This is a genomic window from Segniliparus sp. (assembly GCF_051660745.1).
Classification (GTDB): Bacteria; Actinomycetota; Actinomycetes; order Mycobacteriales; family Mycobacteriaceae; genus Segniliparus.
Map to the genome: position 1 here is coordinate 347,448 of NZ_JBOFQF010000042.1, position 20,910 is coordinate 368,357.

Sequence of the window (20,910 nt, forward strand, 5' to 3'; positions counted from 1 at the left end):
AAAGAAGCCTTGCGCCACGTGTTGACCAGGTCGGACCACAGAAACATGCCAATTCTGAGCAGGCGCGCGGGCTCCCGCTATGCGGCCCGCACCCGAAACGGAGCCGTCTAAGACTGCGGCCGAGTGACGGGGAAGAGCACCGTGTCCCGGATGCCGAGCCCGGTGAACGCCGTCAAAAGCCGGTCGACGCCGAGCCCGATACCCCCCGCCGGGGGCATGCCGTGCTCCATCGCGGTCAAGAAGTCCTCATCGAGCGGCATCGCCTCGCCGTCGCCCGCGCTGCGCAGGAGGGCCTGCGCTTGGAAGCGCTCGCGCTGGACGACCGGGTCGACGAGTTCCGAGTAGCCGGTCGCGAGCTCGAAACCGCGAACGTACAGATCCCACTTCTCCACCACGCCCGGAATACTGCGGTGCTGGCGAACAAGCGGCGATGTCTCTGCCGGGAAGTGCCGCACGAAAGTCGGCTCCCGCAAGTGGTCGCCGATCAAATGCTCCCAAAGCTCTTCGACTATCTTCCCAGGCCCGGCAGATTTGATCTTTTCCTCGACCAGGCCCGACTTGACCGCCAGCTCGCGCAACTGAGCAACATCGGTCTCCGGAGTCACCTGGACCCCTGTCGCTTCGGAAAGAGACGGGTACATTTCTAAGACGGTCCAATTCCCGCCCACATCATAGGTCGAGCCGTCGGCTAAAACGAGCTCGGTGGACCCGAACGCGCCTTGCGCGACTTCTTGGACCACTTCCCTCGTCAACACGGCCATAGTGTCGTATGTGCCGTACGCCTCGTATGCCTCCAGCATCGTGAACTCCGGAGAATGCGTCGCATCAATTCCTTCGTTGCGAAAATTTCGGTTGATCTCGAAAACGCGCTCCAGGCCGCCGACGAGGCAGCGCTTTAAAAAGAGCTCCGGGGCTATTCTCAGATAGAAGTCGATGTCCAACGCGTTCGAATGGGTGATGAACGGCCGGGCGGTCGCGCCGCCTTGGATCGTCTGCAGGATCGGAGTCTCCACCTCCAGGAAGCCGCGCCGCTCAAGCGCGCCGCGCAGCTCGCGGAGCACCGCCACGCGGGTGCGCGCTATGTTCCTGGCCTCCGGGCGCATGATGAGGTCGAGATAGCGCTGGCGCACCTGCGTCTCTTCCGACAACTCTTTATGCGCGACAGGAAGCGGGCGCAGCGCTTTGGCGGCGAACTGCCAGCTGTCCGCCATCACGGAGAGCTCCCCGCGCTTCGAGCTGATCACTTCGCCCCGCACGGAGACGATGTCGCCAAGGTCCACATCGGCCTTCCACCGGGCCAACGCCTCCTCGCCGACCCCGTTCAAGCTGATCATGGCCTGCAGCCGAGAGCCGTCGCCCGCCTGCAACGTCGCGAAGAGGAGCTTGCCCGCGTCGCGCTGGAAGATCACCCGGGCCGCCACGGTTGCGACGACCCCGGTGGACGCGCCCGTCTCCAGGTCCGCGAACTGCTCGCGGATCTGCGGCAACGTGTGCGTGATCGCCAACTCGACCGGGTACGGCTCGTCGCCCCTGGCGAGCACGCGGTCCCGCTTCTCCCGGCGGATCCGCAATTGCTCGGGCAGGTCGAGGTCTTCAGCGGTCTGATCAGTCACGGAGGAACAGCGTACCTGCTGCTACCAGTGGGCGGCGAACGTGGCCGTGTCCCGTTTCGCATGGGGAGCCGAAGCGGCCGCGAAGGCTCGGCGGGCCGCCCGCAGCGCCGCGAAACCGCCCACCACGTCCGACACCCGCTCAAGCCCCATGGCGCGGAGCCTGCGCGTCGCGTGCAGCGAGCTCAGGCCGTTCGCGCTGACCAGGATCCACCACGCGTCGGCAGCCGACGCGCGGCACAGGCTCTCGTCGCTCCCGGGGGCGCACCGCGCGGCAAGGGCGAACTGGTCCACCGCGAGAGCGCCCGCCAGAACGCCTTGGCCGGACCGTGCGGCCTGGGAACGGATGTCGACGAGCACCGCGCCCGCGTCGAGGGCGAGCCGGACGTCCTCCGGCGAAAGCCGCTCGGCGACTGCGGTACGAGGAGCGTGGGTCAAGGCTGGGAGCGCCACTGCGATTGTCTTTCTGCGTCGAGACTGTGTGCCGGAACGAGGTGCCCGAAACTGCGTGTCCGAAAAATAGGGAAAACGAGGCTGGGTTCAGCGACAACAGCGACACAGACATGCGACGGCCAGGGCGGGGGGAACCGATGCCCTTGGCTGCATGTCCTCAGTATGCGGCGCGGCGGCGCATAACGCAAGCGCTGGGGGCGCCTCCCGCGAGCCAGACTTGCGAGCTTGCGAGCCAGGCTCGTGGGGGAGGGGTTATTTGCCCGCGCGGGCGTGTCGCTCGAACACCATCCGCAACCCGGTCAACGTCAGCCAAGGATCGTGCGCGCACGGCGTGTCCAGCTCGTCGACGAGCAGCGGGGCAAGCCCGCCGGTGAGCACCACGCGCGGCGGATGCGGCGCTTCGAGCGCGGCGACCATGCGCCGGACCAGGCCGTCCACTTGGCCCGCGAAGCCGAACAGGACGCCGGACTGCAACGACTCCACGGTGCTCTTGCCGATCACCGATCTCGGATGGGTCAGCTCCACCTTTGGCAGCGCGGCAGCGCACTGCGCGAGCGCGTCCACCGAGATCGCCATGCCGGGCGCGATGGCCCCGCCGAGGAACTCCCCCTTCGCGGAGACCGCGTCCACCACCGTGGTCGTGCCCATGTCCACCACCACGCAGGCGGTCTGGAACTGGTGGAACGCGGCGAGCGCGTTCACCACCCGGTCCGCGCCGACCCCTTTCGGATTGTCCACGAGCAGCGGCACCCCGGTGCGCACTCCTGGCTCGACCATGAGCGACCTGCGCCCGGCGAAATGCCGGGGAATCATCAGGCGCAGCTCGCGCAGCAAGGCGGGAACTGTGGAGAGCGCGGCGACCCCGGTGACCCGGTCGACCCGTTCGCCGAGGAACCCCTCCACCGCGAGGTAGATCTCGTCGCCGGTGAGCTTCGGGTCGGTGTGCACCCGCCACGAGTCGACGAGCCGCGCCGAGCCGCCCGCCCCCTCGAACAAACCCAACGACACATTGCTGTTGCCGATGTCGAAGACGAGCAGCATCAGCTCGCGCCCCCGTCGGCAGGCGCAGGGCCGCCGAGGCGCACCGGCATGTTGTCGATCAATCGCGTCTTGCCGCAGCGGGCCGCGACGAGCAGTCGGGCCTCGCCCGGCTCCGTCGCGCCGCTCGGATCGACGGGGCTCAAATCCATAGGGCGCAGCTCGGGGTCGCGCAGCTCGAGGTAGTCCACCTCCAGACCGGGGTAGCCGTCGAGCGTCCTGCGGGCAGCTTCGAGCGCGGCGGCCCCGCCGCGCGCCCCCGCGTCCGCCCCCGCGCGCAAGGCCGCCGAGAGCCCCAACGCCTGTTCCCGCTCTTGCGGGCTCAAAAAGACATTGCGGGAGGAGAGCGCGAGGCCGTCCGGCTCCCGCACCGTCGGAACTCCCAACGCGGCCACCGGCAGGTCGAGGTCCTTGATCATCGCCCGGATCAACGTGAGCTGCTGGTAGTCCTTCTCCCCGAACAGCGCCCATGCCGCTCCGGAGGCCGAGAGCAACTTCAGCACGACGGTCAGCACGCCGGTGAAATGCCCCGGACGGTGCGCCCCCTCCAGCTCGTCGGCGAGCGAGCCCGGAACCACCTGCGTCCCGCCCCATCCCGACGGGTACATCGACGCCGGGCCGGGGGTGTAGACGACCCGCACCTTCTTCTCCTGGAGCGCGTCGAGGTCGGCGGCGAGCGGCCTCGGGTAGCGCTCGAAGTCTTCGCCCTGCCCGAATTGCAACGGGTTGACGAAGATAGAGACGACCACCGTGGCGTGCGGCAGCCGCTTCGCGTGGTCGACCAATGCCAAATGCCCTTGGTGCAGCGCGCCCATCGTGGGGACCAAGGCGACATGCTTCCCGACTGCTCGCAGCCGATCGGTGAGCTCCCGCAGCTGTTGCGGGCTGTGGCACAGGACAGGGTCGCTATGGCCGAGGGACAGTTTCGTCATTTCTTCCGCCTCTCTCCGATGGAGCACGGCACACGCGCGAGCGATCAGTTCGCCTCGTCGTCCGACATCTGGGCTTCCGACATCTGGGCGCGCCTGCGCCGCCCATGGTATCCGGCTGCTTCGTCCGGAGTGAGCCGGGAGAGCAACTCTCCGACGGAGTGCCCGGAAGCATGCGCGCCCGCGAGCGCCGCCGCAGCGGCAGCCGCGTCATGCCCTCCGGTGGACGCGGCTGCCTCGCCGCCCTCTGCGGACTTCGCCCTGCGTCCGCCGCGCGATTCATTCGGCTTGGCCCGGCCACTGGCCTTGCCCGCGTGCTTCGATTTCTCCGATTTGCCGTGCGCCGCCTCTGCTTGAGGCTGCGGCGCAACCTCGACATGCTCAGGCTCCAGCTCGTGTGCGACGGGCTCCGGCTCGGGCTCGGCAGGCTCCGGCGCGGACACCAAGGGCTGCGGCGCAACCTCGACATGCTCGGGCTCCGGCTCGGGCTCGGCAGGCTCCGGCGCGTGCGCGGCAGACTCCGGCTCGGACACCAAGGGCTGCGGCGCGACCTCGACATGCTCAGGCTCCGGCTCGTGCGCGGCAGGGCCAGACTCCTGCACAACTAGCTCCGGCTCGGCGGGCTGGCTGTACCAGCTCGGGTACTCGCTCGAAGATTCGGCTTCCGTCTCTTGCTCAGTGGTCGGCTGGGCGTACCAGCTCGGGTAGTCGAGCGCCTGCGCGGTCTCGTGCGCGACCGGCTCCGGCTGCTGCGAGGCGGCTGGCTGCTCCTCCGCCCAGTTTTGCGAGCCCTCCCAAGCAGCTCCCTGAGGCTGCTGTTGCTGCCAAACGACCGGCTGCTCCACGGGCGGGCGCTCCTCCACGACCGGCTCCGGGGTTTGCGCGACCGGCTCGGCGATTGGCTCAGCCTCGGCGACTGGCGCGACGGGCTCGGCCTCGGCGACCTGCGCGAGCGGCTCCGGCTTCGGCGTCTCGAACTGCCCTTGGCCCACGCCCGTGTGCTGCGGCTGCGCAGGCTCTCGGCGCCCTTGGTCGGATTGCGATGGCAGCCAGAGCTTCGGCGGGCCGGGCTCTCCTCCGCCCGAAGGAGGCGCCCCCGCCCCGCTCGCAGTCCCCCACTCGCGGGGCTCGTGCGAAGAACCCCCGCTCGGGGGATCCTCTGCGGCACGTTTGCGCGGCTGGGCCTCGTGGGCGCCGAGCGACTGGCGCGCCACCAAAAGCTCGTCGAGACGGGTCGCCCGCGCCTTGAGCGCGGGCTGGTCGTATTCGAGGTCTTGGTCCAGCAGCTCCTGGAGCTGGCTTCGGAGCACCACGACCTGTTGTTGCAGCTCCGCGAGGGCGTTGTGCGTTGTCGTGTCGGCCTCTGCGGTGAGCTGTCTGCGCAGCTCGTTCTCCAGCGAAAGCTCGTAATGGTGCCTCGCCGCGATCTCCCTTTCGAGCTGCAGGTCGTAGATCAGCTTGTAGTCCGAGGCCTTCGCGGAGACCAGCTCCGCCTTGCGCCGCGAGTGGTCGGCGATGAACGCCCACCCCAGCGCCGCCCACAGGGCGAAGACGAAGCCGAACCGCATCAACGTGTCGTTCCCGGTGTAGATCACCGCGACGCTCGCGACCACGGCGAAGACGAAGCAGGCCGCGTACGCCACGCCCAACAACGCCCCCCCGCTCGTCTTCTTCCGGCGACGCTCCAGCGCGGGCTCGGTCATGCGACCGCCCTACGGAAGCCCTTCTTCGGAGCGAAGAGGACAAAATTCGAACGCATGGTGAAGACCATACCTCCCAAACGCCGTATCCACCGGGACACGAGCAAGAACATACACAGAAAGTTCCCCAGATACGGCGAGAAGTTCCCCAGATACGGCGAGAGGCCGGGCCCGGGCGGGCCCGGCCTCTCGCCGTGTCTGGAAGGGGATATCACTCGCAGGCGGTGCGCAAACGCCCGACCGAGTCGTTGTACTCGGAGATCGCGCCCTGGATCATGTCGCCGTTCTGGTTGTCGATCAGGTAGATCCAGTCGTCGGACGCGTGCGCCAGGTCGGTCAGCGCGGCGACGATGTCGCTCGGGAACCCGGAGGTCGGGACGGTGGAGCGGATCTTGTCGAGAGCGCCCTGGTAGCCCGCTCGGGCGGACTCGCTGGCAGCGGCCAGGTCGTCGTCGCTCCAGCTGGCGTTCTCGACGGCGGCCAGGTCGTTGAACTTCTTCGTGTCCTTCGCGACCTGGGCGGTCACCTCGCGGGAGAAGGTGCAAGCAGCAGCTTTGACCTGGGCCGGGTTGGACGGCTTCGCGGGGGCCGGGGCCTCAGGGGCCGCAGTCGCGGAAGAGCTCGGCGCGGCGGAGGAAGACGGCTTCACAGCCGGGGCGTCCTCGTCCTCGCCGTTCGGCTCGGCGGCGTCCTGGTCCTCGGCCTCGGACGGCTTCGGCGCAGAAGAGCTGGCGTACGGGTTGTACGAGGTGGCCGGAGCCGGGCTGCCAGTCGTGCTCGCGCCCGTGCTCGCGGAAGGAGCGGAGGTCGACGTGGCGGTGGTCTCCGACGTGGGAGTGGTGTCGTCGTCGGGGTCCGCCATAGCGTGTCCCGGAAGCGTCAAAAACATCCCCGCGCCAGCGAGGGACAAGAAACTAACAGCGCTGACCCATGCATTCTTCATAGGCACAGAGAGTACACGGTGGATTCTGGGATCAACCTTGTAAGCCCCTGTGAATTTATCGTGTCGCCTCACAGCCCGTGTTCTCACGACCCCGCGCCGGAGGATGCGCCGCCGCGCGGATCGTCATGGCCCCCATGCGGGGCACGGCAGCATCTGCGCAGCCACAAAGCCCCCGCAACGAGCGCTGCCGAGCAGAAAACCCCGATGAGGCCGCCGGGGAGGTTCCGCTCGGCGATCAAAAGCTGGCCCTTGTGCAGCAGCGCGTCCATCCCCAACGCGGCCCAGAATCCGAGGACGAAGGCGCCTGCGAACACCGAAGCCGCCGCGAGCGCCCCTGCCCGCGCCACGAAAACAGGTGGGACGAGGCCCGGCCCGACGCCGATCCTGTTGTCCCGCACCCTCGCTCTCAGATAGCTGCCGAGCCCCGCCTCGACAAGGCCTGCCGCCAAGAGCGGCACCCCGGCGCTCGCCGCCACCGGCATGGTCCGAAGCCCCGGCCAGCACAACGCCACGAGCACGCCGACAAGGGCGCAGCCAACGCACTCGACGAAGCCGATCTGTTTCAACGCAGTCCGATCCGACTCATAGCAGGCGCAGGGCGCCGAGGGAGAGCGTGAGCGAGGTCCGGCGCACCGAGGTCCGCTCGGAAGCCGCGAGCGACTCGACGAGCTCTTTCACCGAGACATCCCAGTCCCGGGCGGCCAAACGCGCCTCCGGCTGCACATCGAGCCACGGGACCAGGACGAACGCCCGCTGATGCGCCCGAGGATGCGGCAGCAGCAGCTCGGGCTCGTCCGCCAAGATCGAGGCCCCGTCCTCCCCGTAGCAGGCGATCACGTCCACGTCCAGCGTCCGGGGCCCACGGAAGGCCTCGCGTTTCCGGGCGGCCAGCGTCTCGATCCGCTGCGCCTCGCGCAGCCAGTCCATGCTGCCGAAGCCAAGATCGGACACCACGAGCACCGCGTTGAAGTAGTTCGGGCCGACCGCGCCCCACGGATCTGTCTCGTAGACCGGGGAGCCCGCCCGGACTCGCTCGCCAAGCGCCGCGACCGCGAGCTGCAAATACCCCAGCCGGTTGCCCAAATTGGACCCGATGGAGAGCACTGCCGTGGTCATACCCTCCGTTATACAGCCACCTCGGAGTCCGAGGCGCGGAAGCCTCAGCCTTGCGCCGTCCTTCTCGACCGGCGCGCCACGACGGCGACGTCACCGAACGGGACCGGGATCGGGGCCTTCGGCTTGTGGACGGCGGCCTCGACGGCGTACACCCTCGGGTCGCGCATCACGTCTTCCGCGATCTCGGCGGCGAGGCCCTCGATCAGCTTGCGCGGCGGGCCGCCCACGATCTCCGCCGCCCGCACCGCGAGCGCGCCGTAGTCCACTGTGTCTTCGAGGTCGTCGCTGCTCGCGGCTTTGGCCAGATCGCACCAAAGCGTGATGTCGACGACGAACTCCTGCGGGACCGCCCGCTCCTCGTCGCTGTAGCCGTGACAGGCCCAGACAGAGACGCCACGCAATTCGATCCGGTCAGCCATGGGTCCACGTTATCAATCGCGCCGAACGGGCCCGCCTGCCCCGGCGGCGCCCTCCCTCGTGAAAGCCGCCGCAGCCGCAGCAGCAGCCCGATTCGGACGGGGAGCATGCACGCGCGCGCCCCACGCCCCGAGCGCCGCCGCCAGCGCGGTCACAGCGACCGTCCCCGCCTCCCGCCAGGCGAGCTCTGCCTCGTCGGAGGCCGCGTCCCCGGAGACGAGCGAGCGCCCCGAGCCGAGGAACCGCTTGCGGGACGCGCCGACCAGCACCGGGAACCCCAGCTCGCGCAGCTCGCCGAGGCCTCGGATCAACGCCCAGTTCTCAGCCGCGTCTTTGCCGAAGCCGAGCCCCGGGTCGAGGACGATCTGATCGCGGCGCACGCCTGCGGCGAGCGCGGCCTCCGCCCGGACGAGCAGCTCGTCCGCCACATGCCGCACGGTGGTCCCGCCACTGCGGTAGCTGTGGTCGCGTGTCGGAGCCCCCGGCCAGTGGCCGAGCACCAGCCACGCGCCTGATTCCGCCACGGCGGGAGCCAGGCCAGGATCGCACAAGCCGCCCGACACGTCGTTGACCATGCTCGCGCCCTGCGCCAAGACGGCCCGCGCGACGCCCGCGTCGCAGGTGTCCACACTGACGAAAACCCCTTCGGCGGCCAACGCCGAGACGGCAGGGAGGATTCGGCCGAGCTGCTCCTGCGCGCCGACCTGCGATGCTCCGGGCCGAGTCGACTCGCCGCCGACGTCCACGATGTCGGCCCCTTCTGCCGCGAGGCGCACGCCCTCGGCCACCGTCTCCTCGACCTCCTCCCGCCCCGCCCCGGAGAAGGAGTCCGGCGTGCAGTTGAGGACGCCCATGATCATGAAGTCGGATGTCATGGGCGGAGGATAAACCCTAGCGCCTCCGCCCGAGAGGACGGATTGGTCCGCAAGAGGCCGCGAACCGCCGACGTCGTCACTTTGGCCGATTGCTGCCGGTCGCCACGGATCTGCATGCACAGATGCTCGGCCTCCACCACGACGATGACCCCTCGGGGCCGCAGATGCTCCATCAGCGCGTCCGCGACCTGCGAGGTCAGTCGTTCCTGGATCTGCGGGCGGCGGGCGTAGAGGTCGACGAGCCGGGAGAGCGTCGAGAACCCCACCACCGAACCGCCGACGCCCGGGATGTAGCCGACGTGCGCGGCGCCGTGGAACGAGAGCAGATGGTGCTCGCAGACCGATTGCACCGTGATGTCTTTGACCAGCACCAGCTCGTCGTGGTCGGCCGCGAAGCTCTCCCCGAGCACATCCTTGGGGTCTTGTTCGAGGCCGGAGAACAACTCGCGGTAGAGCTTCGCGACTCGGGCGGGGGTGCCGGTGAGGCCTGGGCGGTCCGGGTCCTCGCCGACCGCGAGGAGCAATTCGCGAACTGCGGCCTGCGCCCGCTTCTCGTCAAAGGCTGGCGCCTGCTTGTCCAAGGCCGAGGCCGGTTCGTCGGAACTGCTCACGGAAACCCCAGCCGCTCAGCCAGCCTGGTGGGGCTGGCCTGCGGGCAGGTTGGAGGAAGCGGGCACCGGCGCGAGCGACGGGCTCGGCGCTGGTTCCGCCGGGCTCTGCGCCTGTCCTGGAGCTTGGCTCGGGGCCTGGCCCTGCGCGTGCTGCGGCAGGATCGGCGGCCAGTGCTCGCCGCGCTCGAGGGCGAGCTCTCTCGGAGTCTTCACCGGCGGACGGTCGGACGGAGTCCGCTCCCCGAACACGTCGAAGGCCGTGATCTTCGGCCGCTTCTTCACCGTGACGAGGATTTCCTCAAGCTCGCGTTGGTGCAGCGTCTCCTTCTCCAAGAGCTGCGAGGCCAGCGTGTCGAGCTCGTCGCGGTACTCCACCAACGCGGCCCACGCCTCGGTGTGCGCCGCCTCGATGAGGTCGCGGACCTCCGCGTCGATCTCCTTGGCGACCTCGTGCGAGTAGTCGGAGCGCTGCCCCATGGCCCGCCCGAGGAAGGGATCCTCCTGCTCGTCGCCATAGCGGACCGCGCCGAGTTTGGAGCTCATCCCGTACTCCATGACCATCGTGCGGGCGATCTTCGTGGCCTGCTCGATGTCGGAGGAGGCCCCCGTGGTCGGCTCGTGGAAGACCAGCTCCTCCGCCGCCCTGCCGCCGAGCATCATGACGAGGCGGGAGATCAGCTCGGACCGGGTCGCGAGCCCCTTGTCGTCCTCCGGAACGCTCACCGCGTGCCCGCCGGTGCGCCCTCGGGCGAGGATCGTCACCTTGTAGACCGGGTCGAGGCCGGGCATCGCCCAGCCCGCGAGCGTGTGGCCTGCCTCGTGGTAGGCGACGATCTTCTTCTCGAGCTCGCTGATGATCCGGCTCTTGCGGCGCGGGCCGCCGATCACGCGGTCCACCGACTCCTCAAGCGCGGCGGTCGTGATGAGCTGGCCGTTCTCGCGGGCGGTGAGCAGCGCCGCCTCGTTGAGCACGTTCGCGAGGTCCGCGCCGGACATGCCGACCGTCCGCTTGGCGAGCCCTTCGAGGTCCGCTTCCGGCGCGATGGGCTTGCCCTTCGAGTGCACCGCGAGGATGGCGCGCCTGCCCGCGATGTCCGGGTTGCCCACCGGGATCTGCCGGTCGAAGCGACCGGGGCGCAGCAGGGCCGGGTCGAGGATGTCCGGCCGGTTGGTGGCCGCCATGACGATCACGCCTTGGCGCTCCGAGAAGCCGTCCATCTCGACCAGGAGCTGGTTGAGGGTCTGCTCCCGCTCGTCGTGGCCGCCGCCGAAGCCCGCGCCGCGCTGGCGCCCGACCGCGTCGATCTCGTCCACGAAGATGATGCAGGGACTGGCCCCCTTGGCCTGCTCGAAAAGGTCGCGGACCCTGGAGGCTCCGACGCCGACGAACATCTCGACGAAGTCCGAGCCGGAGATGGTGAAGAACGGGACGCCCGCCTCGCCCGCCACCGCGCGGGCGAGCAAGGTCTTGCCGGTGCCGGGCGGGCCGAACAGCAGCACGCCGCGCGGGATCTTCGCGCCGAGCGCCTGGTAGCGGGCGGGGTTTTGCAGGAAGTCTTTGATCTCGTAGAGCTCCTCGACGGCCTCGTCCGCGCCCGCGACATCGGCGAAGGTGACCTTCGGGACGTCCTTGGAGAGCTGCTTGGCGCGCGATTTGCCGAAGCCGAAGCCCCTCGGCGAGTTTTGCATCCGAGTGATCGCGAAATAGAACAGCACCCCGATGAGCAGGATCGGGCCGTACAGGACCAGCATCTGGGAGAGGAAGCCCGGATCGTTGTTGACGACGTCGTATTTGCCGTTGCCCCCGTTGTCCTTGCGCAGCTGCTCGAGCTTGCCGAAGACCGTGTCCAAGGCCCCGCCCGGGACCGCCGCGTAGATCTTCGTCTTGCCCTTGGTGCTCTCCGCAGGCTTTTCCAGCTCGATGCGCAACTGCTGCTCGGCGTCTTCGAGCACGGCGGATTTGATGTTCTTCGGGTCGTCGAGCTGTCGCATCGCGACAGAGGTCTCGACCTGCTCGAAGCCCTTGGTGTCGTCGCTCACGTAGGAGAAGATCCGCCAGATCGCCAACGCTGCGGCCACGAACACGACTATGCGGATCAGTGCCGATCGGTTCATGTTCTCGTTCGGTCGGTCAGGACCTGTCCTCTCGTTCTCTGGTTCGTCCGCGGCGGGGCCGCTGAAGCAATGCGTCCCGTATACCGGAAGTTCTAGTCTAGGCTACGCGAAGGCGCCGACGAGTTCCGCCGTCTGTTCACGAGCAGCTGAAATATCGCCCCGCCCCGCGCCTTCGAAGGGCAGTCCGCCCCGCCCAGCCGAAGCCCCGCCTCGTCGTGATCTCGCCCACAAGCCGAGGTAGCATGGCGGTGTCCGAAGACGACATGGAAGGAGACCTCGATGGGCCCCTCGCGCATCTTTGCCGTGGTCGGGCTGTGCGCCGCGACGCTGGCGGCGCCTGCCCCGCTCGCCCCGGCCGCGCCCGCAGGCGCCTCGTGCCCCGCTGTCGGCGCCATCGACGACCTGCTCGGCGACATCCGCTTCGACCTCGGCAACCTGCGGGGCGTGTTGGACAACGTCTACGCGAGCCCGGACGTGAAGAAGCACGACGAGGACTTCCGGCTCAACCTCCTCGTGAACGCCGTCGGGCGGCTCAAGGACGCGGCGGGCCAATCCGGCAGCGGCGAGGCGCGGCGCGCCGCCGCCGAGGTCGAGGCGGGCTTCGAGGCGCTGAAGTCGGCCGTCCACGATCAATTCGTCGTCCTGCAGGACGAGCATTACGACTTCTACAGCTCGATCCACTACCGGTCGCCCCGGCTCGCGGGCGGCACGCCAGCCGCGCCCGAGGCCTACGACGCGATCGACGCGTTGGACGACCAGCGCCAAGCCTTCGCCGACCTGGCAGACGGGCTGCGCGCAAGGCTCGGCTGCGCCGCGCCGCGCGACGACGAGGACCGGCCGGACGGGACTGGGCCCGACGAGACCGGGCCGGACGGGACTGCGCCGCAATGCCGGTTCCACCCCGGCTCCTACCAATGCGACGCGACCGGGAGCATCGAGCACTAGCCCTGCCTCGGCTGGCACAAAGCCATCGGCTCGGCGCTCGCGACGGTCCCGCGCAGAAGCTGCCACGGGATCAGCGGTCGTCCCACTGGCGCAACTCGCGTTTGAGGATCTTGCCGGACTGGTTCCGAGGCAGATCGTCGACGAAGACATACCGCTTCGGAGCCGCCTGCGGCGAGAGCCGGTCCGCGACGAACGCCCGGAGCTCCTCCTCCGCCACCGGCGGCGAAGCCACGACGAAGGCGGTGACCGCCTCGATCCATTTCTCGTCGGGCAGTCCGACGACGGCCGCCTGCTGCACGGCCTCGTGCCCGTGCAGCACGTCCTCGACATGGCGGGGGGCGATGTTCACCCCGCCGCTGTTGATGATGTCTTTGATCCGGTCGACGATCGTGATGTACCCCTCGTCGTCGATCTCCGCGAGGTCGCCGGAGTGGAACCAGCCGTTCCGGAACGCCTCGACGGTCTCCGTCTCTTTCCCCCAGTAGCCCGAGCAGAGCTGCGGCGACGAGTAGACCACCTCGCCGCGCCCCCCTGGCCGCACGTCGTCGCCCTGCTCGTCGACAACGCGCAGCGTCACGAACCGCACCGGCCTGCCGCACGACTGCGGACGTTTGGCGTGCTCGTGCGGGCGCAGCACCGTCGCGAGGGGCCCGATCTCCGATTGGCCGAAACAGTTGTAGAAGCCGGCGCCGGGCAGTTGGCTCCGCAACGAGGACAGCGTCGCCGCAGGCATGACCGACGCTCCGTAGAAGGCTTTCTTGAGCCCAGAGAAGTCCCGCCCGGCCAGGTCGCCGCGCTTCGCGAACGCGATCCACACCGTCGGCGCGAGGAAGACGGCCCCGTTGCCGTGCCGTTCGAGCGTGTCGAGCACCGTGTCGAGGTCGGGCGTGCGCAAGATCGTGCTCGTGGCTCCCACCATGAGGTACGGCATCAGGAAGGTGTGCATCCCCGCAGAGTGGTAGAGCGGCATCGGATGCAGCGGCCGGTCGTGCTCGGCGCAGCCGAGCGCTTCGACAGCGGACAGGTACTCGTAGAGCAAAGCCCGATGCGTCATCATCGCGCCCTTGGGGCGCGACGTCGTTCCCGAGGTGTACAGCAGTTGGGCGAGATCGGTGTCGGCGACTTCGCCCGGAGCCTCGGGGACTGGGCCGCTCGTCGCGAGCGCCAAGAACGAGTCCGCCGCGCCGAAGAGCGGCATCGCGGTGTCGACGCCGGGCACGACGAGTTTTTCGAGGCCAGGCCTCAGCTCGGGGTCGCTGAGGACAGCCGCCGCCCCGCATTGCGCGAGCAAGTAGGACAGCTCCTCCCCTGACAAGGCGTAATTGACCGGGACGTGCACCAAGCCCGCCCGGGCGCACGAGAGGAACGCGATGGCGTACGCGTCGGAGTTGCGGCCGTAGGCGGCGACCCGGTCGCCCTTGCGCAGACCTCGCCGCAGCAGCTCTCTCGCCCCTCGTGCGACGGCCTCGTCGAGCTCCCGGTACGTCCACGACCGGTCCTCGAAGAGGATGGCCACGCGGTCGGGCCACCGCTTGGCCCCCACCGCGACGACCGTGTCGACCGTCGCGGTCCTTGTGAACCGGTCGACCAGTGTCTCCGCACGCTGACGCATTCGCATCGTGTCCTCTCCAGCGATAATCCGCATCCAGGCGTGTCCGCAACGCCGTCCGGCCTTGCGCCGCGTCCAATGCTGCACAATGGCGCGCCCGCCAGCTGTTCCATATCTGGACACTCGCAGGATCGGCATACGGGTAGCGTCGAGCGCTATGACGACCACAGACAGCCAGGGGCCGGTTCTCGCTGCGCCAGTGCTCACGACACCAGTGCTCATTGCAAGAACCGGGCCGACCGTCCGGATCACGCTCAACCGCCCCGACCGGTACAACGCCATCGACGAGGCGCTCGCGGCCCAGTTCCGCAGCGCCGTCGAGGCGGTCGCCGCCGACCCCGAGGTCCGGGTCGTGGTCCTCCAGGGCGCGGGACGCGCGTTCTGCGCAGGCGGGGACGTCCTCGACATGGCCTCGGCGGAGGCCCCCGGCGAATACCTTCGCCAGCTCGCCACGACCATCCACGCCGCGCTCGAACAGCTCGCGACGCTGCCCGTCGTGGTCGTCGCCGCCGTGCGGGGCGCGGCCGCGGGCGGCGGCCTCGGCCTCATGCTGGCCTGCGACCTCATTGTCGCGGGCGAAGGCGCGACGTTTTCCGCCGCATACGGGAAAGTGGGCCTCACACCCGATTGCGGGTTGTCGACCCGGCTCCCGGAGGCGATCGGCATGCAGCGGGCGCTCGCGATGGCCGTCGGCGGCAAGACGCTGACCGCGAACCAAGCCCTGGACTGGGGGCTGGTCACCGATGTCGTCCCCGACGAGTCGCTCGAAGCCCGCGCCGAAGAGCTGGTCGCAGCAATCCTGGCGGAAGCGCCGAGGGCGTTGGGCGGAGCGCGGCAGCTGCTCCGCGCCGCGCGGCGCTCCCCGTTCTCCGACGCGTTGGCAGCCGAGGCCGAGACGATCGGCCTGCACGGCGAACACGAAGAGGCACGTCGGCTGACCGCCGCGTTCGCCGCGCGGCGCAAACGCGGCTAAGGGCGGCTCGCGTCGACGCGGTAGCGGCGGATAGCGCTGTACAACGTCGTGCGGCTCATCCCGAGATACTCGGCGGCCAGCCGCTTGTTGCCGCCCGTCCGCCGCAGCGCCTCGACAACGGCGTCCCGCTCCGCTTGTTCGAGCGGCGTGAGCCGACGGCGGAAATCCGCCCGGCGGTACGGCTCGGGCAAATCGGCGACGGTGATTTCGCCGCACGCGCGCAGACGCCCGACCTGTGACACCACAGCGGCCAACTCGGCGAGGTTGCCCGGCCACTCCTGCCGGGTGAGCACGTCCACAGCGTCCGTCGACAGATGCGCGCCGCTGTCCTGGCCGAGCATCGTCCTGATGAACGCCGGGATGTCGCCGCGCCGCGCGCGCAATGGCAGCAGCTCGACATGGTCGTGGCACAGCGCGACCAGCCGGGCGTGCTCGCCGCCGAGCTGGGCGAGCGGCCCGCTCGTGAGGACCACACTGGCTTCGGACCCCGCTGCGCCGATGGCGACAGCCAGATGCCGGGCGAGCGACGGGCTGAGCAGGTGCACGTCCTCGATGACGACCGCCTGCGAGGAGGCCAGGGCCGTGCGCGCCTCGGCCAGCCAGGACGACGGCGACTGGCCTGACTGACCTCGGTCTGCCTGACCCCTGTCCGCCTTGCCTCTGTCCGCGGAGTCGAAAGCGGGCAGCCACGCCGTCGCCGCCCCCTCCACGAGCCTGCGGGCCTCGGTGGTGCGCCCCGTGCCCGGCTCTCCCGCGATGATCGTGACCGACGACGAGGCATGGGGCGCCTGCGGCGGAACCGAGACGACATCCCGCTTCGCGGCCTCGAAGTCGAGCACCAGCACCACGCCGCCCTGCTTGCACTCGGCCTCGACCCTCGCCGTGCCGCCGCGCAACTCGACCGTCGTCATGGTGGTGGCGGCCCGCCGCGTCACAGAGTCCGCGACAGCCCGCAAGGCGATGTGGTCGGCCTGGGTGAGCAGACTGGCGGCGGCGTTATTGGTGAACAGCGATGTGGCGCCGATGACGACGACCGGGGCGCCGGGGCGCTGGCCGCAGCTGATGCGGAAGGCGTCGACCAGCGCATGGTCGTCGGCGCTGGCCCGCGCGGCCAATTCGCGCTCGATCTCCCGAACTGTGGCCACGACGAACGGCTCGATCAGCGCGGTGTCCTCGGCCGCCACACAGCTCATGTCCAGCACGCCAGCGAGGCGCTTGGTGACCGGGTTGACGACGGGATGCCCGTAGCAATGGAACCCGCGCAACGCCTCGGCGTAGTGCTCGGGCCCGTTGATCCGCAATCCCTCGCGCGTCTCGACGACCGTGCCGACGCAATTGGTGCCCGCCGTCTCCTCCGCGAGGACACGGCCGACCGTGACGCCCGACCGCTCGACGTGGTTGCGAATCATCTTGTCCCCGGCGCGGATATCGACCACGCGCGCGTTCCGGTCGCCGAGGACGAGCACGAACCCCGTGCCTGCGAGCTTGTCGAGGACGCCGTCGAGCACAGTCGCGGACGCTTCGGCGATCTGGCCGTGACCCGCCTCGCCGAGCGTCCGGTCGTCGTCCAGGCACGAGCGCGGATCGACCCCGCAAAGACGCGACCGCCGCCATGACTCGGCTATCGCCCGAGCACGTGGCTCCTGATCAGTCCTCATAACGCCATCCTGAATATCTCTGGCACAAAATGCGCTTCACGTCTCTCCCTTGTCTTAAGATAACAGATATGTGATGCACACCATGAATTCTATCCTTTTTGACTGACATCATTGACCAACGACATTGACAGAAACGGGGGGAGCCGCCGATCGAACTAGCCCCCCGCACAGCCCCGACCATGCGGGCGGAAGTGTCCATTTTTCAAACATCGGACAACGGAAATCCGCGAATATGCTGCATCAACGCAGACGACACCGACGGCGGGACAGACCTTGCACACGGAGCACACGTGCTGCGATTTCAGAAATCAAGGAGGACGACTGATGGCTCGAGGAACGGCGCCGAACAGGCAGAGGGCCGCTGCGGCGGCCTTCCCCGCAGGAGCGGCGGACGGCAGGAACCGAGTGGCGATCTTCGGCGGCGGCCCCGGCGGGCTGTCGGCCGCGCTCGAGCTCGTCGAGCGCGGCTTCGAGGTGGACCTGTACGAGAAGAAGCCGCTCCTCGGCGGGAAGTCGCGCAGCGAGACCGTCCCAGGCAGCGGCACGGACGGGCGTAAGGACCTGCCGATCGAGAGCGGTCCGCACGCGTACTGGGGGACGTACCCGCACTGGAACAACACGCTCTCCCGCGTGCCCGCCGCCAACGGCGAGGACTCGGTCCTCGCCAACTTGACCACGGTCAGGGAACTCCTCGAGAACACATTCCAGCAACCGCCGGGGAGTTCCGCCGTGACCTACCTCCGCGCCGCCCTGTCCCGGAAGGACCCCGCCGTCCGCGAGCTCCGGCGCATCACGAAGCTCTGGGAGCTCCCCCGCCTGCTGTCCAAGCTCACAGCCTTGGCCACCTCGGGCATGTTGCGCCAGTACCACGAGCTGGAGCACGCCACGCTGGTGGAGTACACGGGCCCCGTGTCGCAGGAGTCGTTCGAACTGCTGGCCCTCGTGGTGGCCCAGGTGAAGGTGGCTCCCGACCAGGTGAGCGCGCGGCAGACGGCGCGGAACCTGCAGATCTTCAGCGCCTACTTCGGCACGAAGGGCGTGGCGAAGGAGGCCCGAACGGTCGTTGGCATCACGCGCGGCCCAGCCAACGAAGCGGTGTTCGACCCGTTCGGCACGCATTTGGAGAAGCTGGGCGTTCGTGTGCACTTGGAGCACGAGCTGCTCGGATTCGACTCGGCGGGCAGCCGGATCACCGGCGCGCGGGTGCGCGACGAGGCGGGCGAGGAGCGGACCGTCGAGGCGGACTGGTACATCTTCGCCGCCCCGCAAGACATCGCGGCGAGGGTGCTCGACGAGAAGATCGTCCAAGCGGACTCCCGGCTGGGGCGGCTGGACCGCCTTGGCGAGCAATGGCTGGGGGCGGCCAACCTCATCCTGAAAGGCCCGTTGCTGCCGAGCGTCTTCGTCGGCGGCCCCTGGCAGCTGGCCGTGGTGGACTACAGCGCCGTGATCGCGGACTTCGGCGGGGAGTACGGCGACGGCACCGCGACGCAATGGGTCTCCCTCGACCTCCAAACCTGGGACACCCCCGGCATCGTCCACGGCAAGACCGCGAAGGAGTGCACCAAGGAGGAGTTCCTCGACGAGCTCCTCGCCCATACGGCCCGGGTGTCCCCCGAGGCCTGGGGCAAGCTCGACCGCGACGACATCATCCGATGGGACGTCAGCAGGCTGCTGCGCTTCGAGCCGGGCAAGCGGCTGATCAACGACGAGCCGCTCTTCGGAGCCGTCCCGGGCACGTGGAGCGGGCAGCCAAACGCCGTCACCGCCGTCGACAACCTGTTCGTCGGCGCGACCTTCGCCCGCACCACCGGCGGCATCGACTCCATGGACAGCGCATGCGAGGCCGCCCGCCGGTCGGTCGGCTCGATCCTGGACAAGACCGGGACCCCCGGCGAGCGGCCCTTCGTCGACAGCTTCGAAGCCAAAGGCTGGCTCAAGAGGCTCTGGGACTACGACGATCGCCGCTACCGCAAGGGCCTGCCGAACGTGTTCGACCGGATCAAACCCTTCCGCGCCGGACAACACTGGCGCGACGACCTCGCGCACTCACACCACGACAGCGAATGGCCCGAGAGGATCTGACGACATGACTCTGACAGCAAGCCGCCCTGCCCGGCTGGAGGCCAGCCCCATCAGGGGGCACATCCCCGGCGAACCGGGCCTGTGGATCGTGATCTTCGTCGAGCTGGTGATGTTCGGCCTCTACTTCTGCGCGATCGGCTACTACACGGTGCACCAGCCCGCGATGGTCGAGTCGTCCCAAGGGCATCTCAACCAGACCGTCGCCGCGATCAACACGGTCCTGCTGATCACCGGCTCCCTGTTCGTCGCGCTCGGCGTGCAGGACGCCCGAGCCGGACGGCTCGACAGCGCCCGGCGGAACCTCCTGTTGGGCGTGGCCAGCGCCGTGGGGTTCGGAGCCTTCAAAGCGTACGAGTACGGCGAGAAGTTCGCCGTGGGCATCGTGCCGAGCACGAACTTCTTCTTCCAAAGCTATTTCGTGTTCACCGCGCTGCACATGCTCCACGTCGTGCTGGCTGGCGTGCTCCTGTGCGTCGGAGCCTCGTACGCCAAGTCCGCGCAGAAAACGCGCACCCGTCTGCGGTTCATCGAGGGAGTCGGCTGCTACTGGCACATGGTCGACCTGATCTGGGTCGGCCTCTACGCCGTGCTCTACCTCGTCTGACGACAGCCACACAAAGGGAAAGAAGGGATCGACATGACCATCGAGACGACGATGGAGAGCAGCGGGCCGCAGGCACGGGCGGACGAGCCGAGCGACTCCCCCGCCGCAGAGAGCCGAGGCGCGCTGATCGCCGTCTGGGCCGTGCTCGTCGCCGCGACCGTGGCTTCGCTCGTCATGGGCTTGGAGCGCTCGCACCATTCGCAGATCTTGCCCGTCGCCATCCTCCTGGTGTGCTTCGGCAAGATCCTCCTGATCGGACACTACTTCATGGAGCTCAGGGCCGCCCACCGCGTCCTGCGCCTGCTCTTCATCGGCTACGTGGCCGCGACCTGCGTCGCGCTGCTCGGCTTCTACGCGTGAAAGGAACACTCATGTCCTCCTCAAATGACATCCCCGACGCGGCGGCGGAGGCCCGATCGGCGAAGATCCAGCTCCGATGCCTCTATGCGGCGTTAGGGATCGGGGTCCTGGTGCTCGGCACGGGACTCATGGCGTTGGCCCCCTGGGACGGAGAAGTGTTCTGGGGGGTCCTGCCGCCGAGGACCGGGATGAGCGGCTCGGAGATCGCGCGGGTGTACATCGAGCACCGCACCCGGATCCAGGTCGCGGCAGCGGTGGTCGCGCTGATCGCGATCCCCTACCTCATCCTCTGCACGGTGGTCGTGCCCCGGATCCGGAAGATGGAGAAGGGCTTCCCGATCTTCACCACCATGTGGACGGTCTCCATCGCCATCACCGCCGTGACGCTGATGCTGATCTCGATGTTCTTCGCCATCGCCGCCTACCGCCCGAACGAGGTGGACCCCAACACCACCAGGCTCTTCAACGACCTCGCCTGGCTTGGGATCATCTACACGGCTCCGTTCTTCAACGTCTGGGCGGCCGCGCCGGGCATCGCGACACTGCTCTGCGAACGCGGGAAAGAGACGCTCCCCCGCTGGAGCGCGTACGTCAGCCTGCTCACGGCGGCCTGGTCCCCCGCCATCCTGACCGCCGTCTTCCTGCACGGGCCGTTCGCCTACGACAGCCTCTTCGGCACGTGGCTCCCCCTGCTCATCTTCGCCAGCTTCATGGCCGTCATCTTCGGGTCGACGGGGATCGGGCTCGCCAAGGAGATCCGCGAACACCGCGCCGCCGAAGAGGCCCGCGAACTCGACCACGCCCGCCCGCCCGCGCACGCCGCTCTCGCCACGGCAGGCCGCTAGATCCCCGCTCAATCCAGGAGGTTT

At 68.8% G+C, this 20,910-nt stretch carries 20 protein-coding genes; 6 read left to right on the top strand and 14 right to left on the bottom strand.

Annotated features, from left to right (window positions below; translation table 11 throughout):
• Positions 1-107: 107 nt before the first annotated feature.
• The 12 genes from lysS to ftsH form a co-directional block, all read right to left on the bottom strand.
• On the bottom strand, positions 108-1,613 hold the full coding sequence (gene lysS, locus ACRC20_RS15985; RefSeq protein ID WP_438687364.1) for a lysine--tRNA ligase: 1,506 nt from the start codon (positions 1,611-1,613) through the stop codon (positions 108-110).
• Between the two features lie 21 nt (positions 1,614-1,634).
• On the bottom strand, positions 1,635-2,063 hold the full coding sequence (locus tag ACRC20_RS15990) for a rhodanese-like domain-containing protein (protein ID WP_438687365.1): 429 nt from the start codon (positions 2,061-2,063) through the stop codon (positions 1,635-1,637).
• 252 nt (positions 2,064-2,315) lie between these two features.
• Positions 2,316-3,104, bottom strand: a complete 789-nt coding sequence (locus ACRC20_RS15995; protein WP_438687366.1) for a type III pantothenate kinase — start codon at positions 3,102-3,104, stop codon at positions 2,316-2,318.
• Positions 3,104-4,033: a pantoate--beta-alanine ligase gene (gene panC, locus ACRC20_RS16000; protein WP_438687367.1), complete on the bottom strand. Its 930-nt coding sequence runs from the start codon at positions 4,031-4,033 to the stop codon at positions 3,104-3,106. The genes ACRC20_RS15995 and panC overlap by 1 nt, the downstream gene beginning before the upstream one ends.
• A gap of 44 nt (positions 4,034-4,077) precedes the next feature.
• Positions 4,078-5,733 carry a DUF6779 domain-containing protein gene (locus tag ACRC20_RS16005; RefSeq protein WP_438687368.1) on the bottom strand — a complete coding sequence of 552 codons (1,656 nt, stop codon included), beginning with the start codon at positions 5,731-5,733 and terminating at the stop codon, positions 4,078-4,080.
• Positions 5,734-5,941: 208 nt separating this feature from the next.
• Positions 5,942-6,673, bottom strand: a complete 732-nt coding sequence (locus tag ACRC20_RS16010; protein WP_438687369.1) for a hypothetical protein — start codon at positions 6,671-6,673, stop codon at positions 5,942-5,944.
• Positions 6,674-6,756: 83 nt separating this feature from the next.
• Entirely contained in the window at positions 6,757-7,239 is a 483-nt protein-coding gene (locus tag ACRC20_RS16015) for a DUF3180 domain-containing protein (protein WP_438687370.1), read from the bottom strand.
• A 16-nt stretch (positions 7,240-7,255) separates the two neighbouring features.
• Entirely contained in the window at positions 7,256-7,789 is a 534-nt protein-coding gene (gene folK, locus ACRC20_RS16020) for a 2-amino-4-hydroxy-6-hydroxymethyldihydropteridine diphosphokinase (protein WP_438687371.1), read from the bottom strand.
• Between the two features lie 44 nt (positions 7,790-7,833).
• Positions 7,834-8,208: a dihydroneopterin aldolase gene (folB, locus tag ACRC20_RS16025; RefSeq protein ID WP_438687372.1), complete on the bottom strand. Its 375-nt coding sequence runs from the start codon at positions 8,206-8,208 to the stop codon at positions 7,834-7,836.
• A gap of 12 nt (positions 8,209-8,220) precedes the next feature.
• Positions 8,221-9,081, bottom strand: coding sequence for a dihydropteroate synthase (gene folP / locus ACRC20_RS16030; RefSeq protein ID WP_438687373.1), 861 nt, complete (start codon positions 9,079-9,081; stop codon positions 8,221-8,223).
• Positions 9,078-9,692 carry a GTP cyclohydrolase I FolE gene (gene folE / locus ACRC20_RS16035; RefSeq protein WP_438687374.1) on the bottom strand — a complete coding sequence of 205 codons (615 nt, stop codon included), beginning with the start codon at positions 9,690-9,692 and terminating at the stop codon, positions 9,078-9,080. Before folE ends, folP begins: the two co-directional genes overlap by 4 nt.
• A 15-nt stretch (positions 9,693-9,707) precedes the next feature.
• Positions 9,708-11,807 (bottom strand): ATP-dependent zinc metalloprotease FtsH, encoded by a 2,100-nt coding sequence (ftsH, locus tag ACRC20_RS16040; RefSeq protein ID WP_438687375.1) that lies wholly within the window; start codon positions 11,805-11,807, stop codon positions 9,708-9,710.
• Positions 11,808-12,086: 279 nt separating this feature from the next.
• On the opposite strand from ftsH, the gene ACRC20_RS16045 reads away from it, so the two are divergent.
• The gene (locus ACRC20_RS16045; RefSeq protein WP_438687376.1) at positions 12,087-12,752 is read left to right on the top strand and encodes a hypothetical protein; all 666 of its coding nucleotides are present in this window, start codon (positions 12,087-12,089) and stop codon (positions 12,750-12,752) included.
• A gap of 70 nt (positions 12,753-12,822) precedes the next feature.
• On the opposite strand, the gene ACRC20_RS16050 is transcribed toward ACRC20_RS16045, so the two are convergent.
• Positions 12,823-14,364 carry a fatty acyl-CoA synthetase gene (locus ACRC20_RS16050; protein ID WP_438687377.1) on the bottom strand — a complete coding sequence of 514 codons (1,542 nt, stop codon included), beginning with the start codon at positions 14,362-14,364 and terminating at the stop codon, positions 12,823-12,825.
• Between the two features lie 154 nt (positions 14,365-14,518).
• Here ACRC20_RS16050 and ACRC20_RS16055 point away from each other — a divergent pair, with 154 nt between their 5' ends.
• Entirely contained in the window at positions 14,519-15,334 is an 816-nt protein-coding gene (locus ACRC20_RS16055; RefSeq protein ID WP_438687378.1) for an enoyl-CoA hydratase/isomerase family protein, read from the top strand.
• Here the strand turns inward: ACRC20_RS16055 and ACRC20_RS16060 are convergent.
• The gene (locus tag ACRC20_RS16060) at positions 15,331-16,992 is read right to left on the bottom strand and encodes a sigma-54-dependent Fis family transcriptional regulator (protein WP_438687379.1); all 1,662 of its coding nucleotides are present in this window, start codon (positions 16,990-16,992) and stop codon (positions 15,331-15,333) included. The genes ACRC20_RS16055 and ACRC20_RS16060 overlap by 4 nt on opposite strands.
• Positions 16,993-17,316: 324 nt before the next feature.
• Here ACRC20_RS16060 and ACRC20_RS16065 point away from each other — a divergent pair, with 324 nt between their 5' ends.
• From ACRC20_RS16065 to ACRC20_RS16080, 4 genes are read left to right on the top strand one after another with little or no spacing between them, the layout of a single operon-like run.
• Entirely contained in the window at positions 17,317-19,077 is a 1,761-nt protein-coding gene (locus tag ACRC20_RS16065; protein WP_438687380.1) for an FAD-dependent oxidoreductase, read from the top strand.
• A gap of 4 nt (positions 19,078-19,081) precedes the next feature.
• Positions 19,082-19,681, top strand: coding sequence for a cytochrome c oxidase subunit 3 (locus tag ACRC20_RS16070; RefSeq protein WP_438687381.1), 600 nt, complete (start codon positions 19,082-19,084; stop codon positions 19,679-19,681).
• A gap of 33 nt (positions 19,682-19,714) precedes the next feature.
• Positions 19,715-20,041 (top strand): cytochrome C oxidase subunit IV family protein, encoded by a 327-nt coding sequence (locus tag ACRC20_RS16075; RefSeq protein WP_438687382.1) that lies wholly within the window; start codon positions 19,715-19,717, stop codon positions 20,039-20,041.
• Between the two features lie 11 nt (positions 20,042-20,052).
• The gene (locus ACRC20_RS16080) at positions 20,053-20,886 is read left to right on the top strand and encodes a hypothetical protein (protein ID WP_438687383.1); all 834 of its coding nucleotides are present in this window, start codon (positions 20,053-20,055) and stop codon (positions 20,884-20,886) included.
• Positions 20,887-20,910 lie beyond the last annotated feature (24 nt).